The organism is Nonomuraea sp. NPDC049784 (assembly GCF_040659615.1).
GTDB lineage: Bacteria > Actinomycetota > Actinomycetes > Streptosporangiales > Streptosporangiaceae > Nonomuraea.
Genome location: NZ_JBFAMX010000887.1, coordinates 1 through 3,171, shown reverse-complemented (window position 1 = coordinate 3,171; position 3,171 = coordinate 1). Strand labels below are relative to the sequence as shown.

The following is a 3,171-nucleotide window of genomic DNA, read 5'->3' as shown; positions in this document are numbered from 1 at the left end:
TGGCCTGGATGTACGTCTGCCGCTCGTCGAAGCCGAGGAGGATGACGTCGATGCCCATAGCCCGGAGCTGGTCGAGGAAACCGGCCCCGTTGAAGAGCCCGGCAAGGGCGGGCGGTCCGTGGACTTCGGCGAGCGCACGGTGCCCGTGTTCGGCTCGGTCTCGGAGGCGATGGAGGAGACCGGGGCCGACGTCTCCGTGGTGTTCGTGCCGCCGCGGTTCACCGGCTCGGCCGTGGAGGAGGCCGTCGCGGCGGGCGTGCCGCTCTGCGTGGTCATCACCGAGGGCGTCCCCGTGCACGACACGGTACGCTTCCGCGCCCTGGCGAACGGCCGGACCAGGATCATCGGGCCCAACTGCCCCGGCCTGATCAGCCCGGGGCAGTCGTCGGCCGGGATCATCCCCGCCGACATCACCTCGGCCGGGCGCATCGGGCTGGTGTCGAAGTCGGGCACGCTGACGTACCAGCTCATGTACGAGCTGCGCGACCTCGGCTTCTCCACCGCCGTCGGCATCGGCGGCGACCCCGTCGTCGGGACCACCCACATCGACTGCCTCCAGGCGTTCCAGGACGACCCCGGCACTGACGCCATCGTCATGATCGGCGAGATCGGCGGCGACGCCGAGGAACGGGCAGCCGCCTACATCGCCGCGAACGTCACCAAGCCCGTGGTCGCCTACGTGGCCGGCTTCACCGCGCCGGAGGGCAAGACCATGGGGCACGCGGGCGCGATCGTGTCCGGCTCGTCCGGCACCGCCCAGGCCAAGAAGGAGGCCCTGGAGGCGGTCGGGGTCCGCGTCGGCCGCACCCCGTCGGAGACGGCCCGCCTCATGCGCTCGGCGGTCCCGTCGTGAACTTCGACGTCAACCTCTCCATTCTCTTCACGGACCTGCCGCTGCTGGAGCGGCCCGTCGCGGCGGCCAAAGCCGGGTTCGACGCCGTCGAGTTGTGGTGGCCGTTCGACGGGCCGGAGCCTTCAAACAAAGAGTTGGCGGCGCTGCGGCAGGCGATCGAGGACGCCGGCGTCCGGCTCGTGGGGCTGAACTTCGACGCGGGCGACATGGCCGCGGGCGAACGCGGGCTGCTGGCCAGGCCGGACGGGTCCGCCCGGTTCCAGGCCAACATCGACGTGGCGGTCCAGTTGGCGGGCGAGCTGGGCTGCGGGGTGCTCAACGCCCTGTACGGCAACGAGCCGGGCACCGACCGGGCACTGGCCGTGGCCAACCTGCGCAGGGCGGCCGACGCGGCGGCCGGCATCGGTGCGACCGTGGTCGTCGAAGCCCTCAACTCCCACGAGAACCCGAAATATCCCATCACGTCGTCTCGGGCGGCGTTCGAGCTGATCGACGAGGTGGACCGGGAGAACGTGGCCTTCCTGGCCGACCTCTACCACCTGCACCGGATGGGCGAGGACGTGCTCTCGCTCATCGACCGGCACAGCGCCAGGTTCGGCCACGTGCAGATCGCCGACGACCCCGGGAGGGGGCGTCCGGGCAGCGGGCGCATGCCGTACGACGAGATCTTCGCCCGGCTGGCGGCGGCGGGCTATCGCGGCCACGTCGGCCTGGAATACCGGCACGAGGGGCCGGGCGCGTTCGACTGGAGGCGGGCATGAACATCGGGTTCATCGGCTTGGGGATCATGGGCAGCCCGATGGCGGCGAACCTCCTCAAAGCCGGACATGTCGTGACCGGTTATGACGTGAGCGCCGAGCGGGTCGAACGGCTCGTCGCCCTGGGCGGCAAGGGCGCGTCCAGCGTGGTCGAGGCCGTCGGCGGCGTGGAGGCGATGATCACGATGCTGCCCGACTCGCCGCAGGTGGAGGAGGTCGCGCCGCTGGTCATCGAGTACGCCCGGCCGAACCTCCTCTACATCGACATGAGCACCATCAAGCCCGAGACCTCCCGCTGGGTCGCCGGGAAGGCCGCGGTCGCCGGCGTACGGGCGCTGGACGCCCCCGTCAGCGGCGGCGAGCGCGGCGCGATCGACGGCACTCTGTCGATCATGGTGGGCGGCGAGGCCGAGGACGTGGAGGCGGCCAGGCCGCTGCTGTGGCCGCTCGGCACGACGGTCGTGCACGTCGGTCCGGCCGGCGCGGGACAGACCGTCAAGGCGGCCAACCAGCTCGTCGTCGGCGGGATCTATGGGCTCGTGTCGGAGGCCATCGTGCTGCTCGAAGCCTCGGGCGTGGACCCCGTGGCCGGGCTCGACGTGCTCGCGGGCGGCCTGGCGGGCTCCAGGATTCTGGAGCTCAAGCGGCACACCATGGTCAAGCGGGAGTTCGCCCCCGGCTTCCGGATCGACCTGCACCACAAGGACATGGGCATCGCCGTCGCCGCCGCCCGAGAGGCCGGCGTCAGCCTGCCGCTCACCGGGCAGGTCGCCCAGCTCGTGGCCGCGGCCAGGGCGCAGGGGCACGGCTCGCTCGACCACTCCGCCCTGCTCAAGGTCGTCGAAAGGCTGAACGCGTGAACGAGCGAAGCGAGAGAACCAGAAGCACTGTAAGGTCGCCTCTTTTCGCGGGCGACAAAGGAGCCCGCGAAAAGAGGGTTCCGTGCATGGAGGCCGTGGTCGCGGTGCTGGAGTCGGAGGGGGTGGACACCGTCTTCGGCATCCCCGGCGCGGCCATCCTGCCGCTCTACGCCGCGCTCCAGCACAGCTCGATCAGGCACATCACCGTACGCCACGAGGAGGGCGGCACCCACGCGGCCGACGGCTGGGCCAGGGTGACCGGGAATGTCGGCGTCTGCATCGGCACCTCGGGCCCCGCCGGCACGAACATGATCACCGGCCTCTACACCGCCCTGGCCGACTCGATCCCGATGATCTGCGTCACCGGGCAGGCGGTGAGCTCCAAGCTGCACCAGGAGGCGTTCCAGGCGGTCGACATCGTGGAGATCGCCCGCCCGGTGACAAAGTGGGCGGTCCAGCTCAAGGAGCCCGCGCAGGCGCCGTGGGTGTTCAGGGAGGCGTTCAGGATCGCCCGCTCGGGACGGCCCGGGCCGGTCCTCATCGACCTGCCGCTCGACGTCCAGCGCAGGACCTGCCTGTACGACCGGGAGCTGGACGCGCCGCTGCCCGTCGAGGAGCCCGGGCCGCTGCCCAGGGCCGTGCGCAAGGCCGTGGACCTGCTGACCGAGGCCCGGCGGCCGATCATCCTGGCGGGCGGCGG

4 protein-coding genes are annotated in these 3,171 nt (G+C 71.4%); all 4 read left to right on the top strand.

From position 1 onward, the window contains the following. The first annotated feature begins 4 nt into the window (after positions 1-4). Positions 5-853 (top strand): succinate--CoA ligase subunit alpha, encoded by an 849-nt coding sequence (gene sucD, locus AB0J09_RS60465; protein WP_360712876.1) that lies wholly within the window; start codon positions 5-7, stop codon positions 851-853. Then, positions 850-1,614, top strand: a complete 765-nt coding sequence (locus AB0J09_RS60460) for a TIM barrel protein (protein ID WP_360712873.1) — start codon at positions 850-852, stop codon at positions 1,612-1,614. Before sucD ends, AB0J09_RS60460 begins: the two co-directional genes overlap by 4 nt. Beyond that, entirely contained in the window at positions 1,611-2,471 is an 861-nt protein-coding gene (locus AB0J09_RS60455; protein ID WP_360712871.1) for an NAD(P)-dependent oxidoreductase, read from the top strand. The genes AB0J09_RS60460 and AB0J09_RS60455 overlap by 4 nt, the downstream gene beginning before the upstream one ends. 86 nt (positions 2,472-2,557) lie before the next feature. Further along, the coding region (locus tag AB0J09_RS60450; protein WP_360712868.1) for a thiamine pyrophosphate-binding protein at positions 2,558-3,171 on the top strand (614 nt) is incomplete at its 3' end.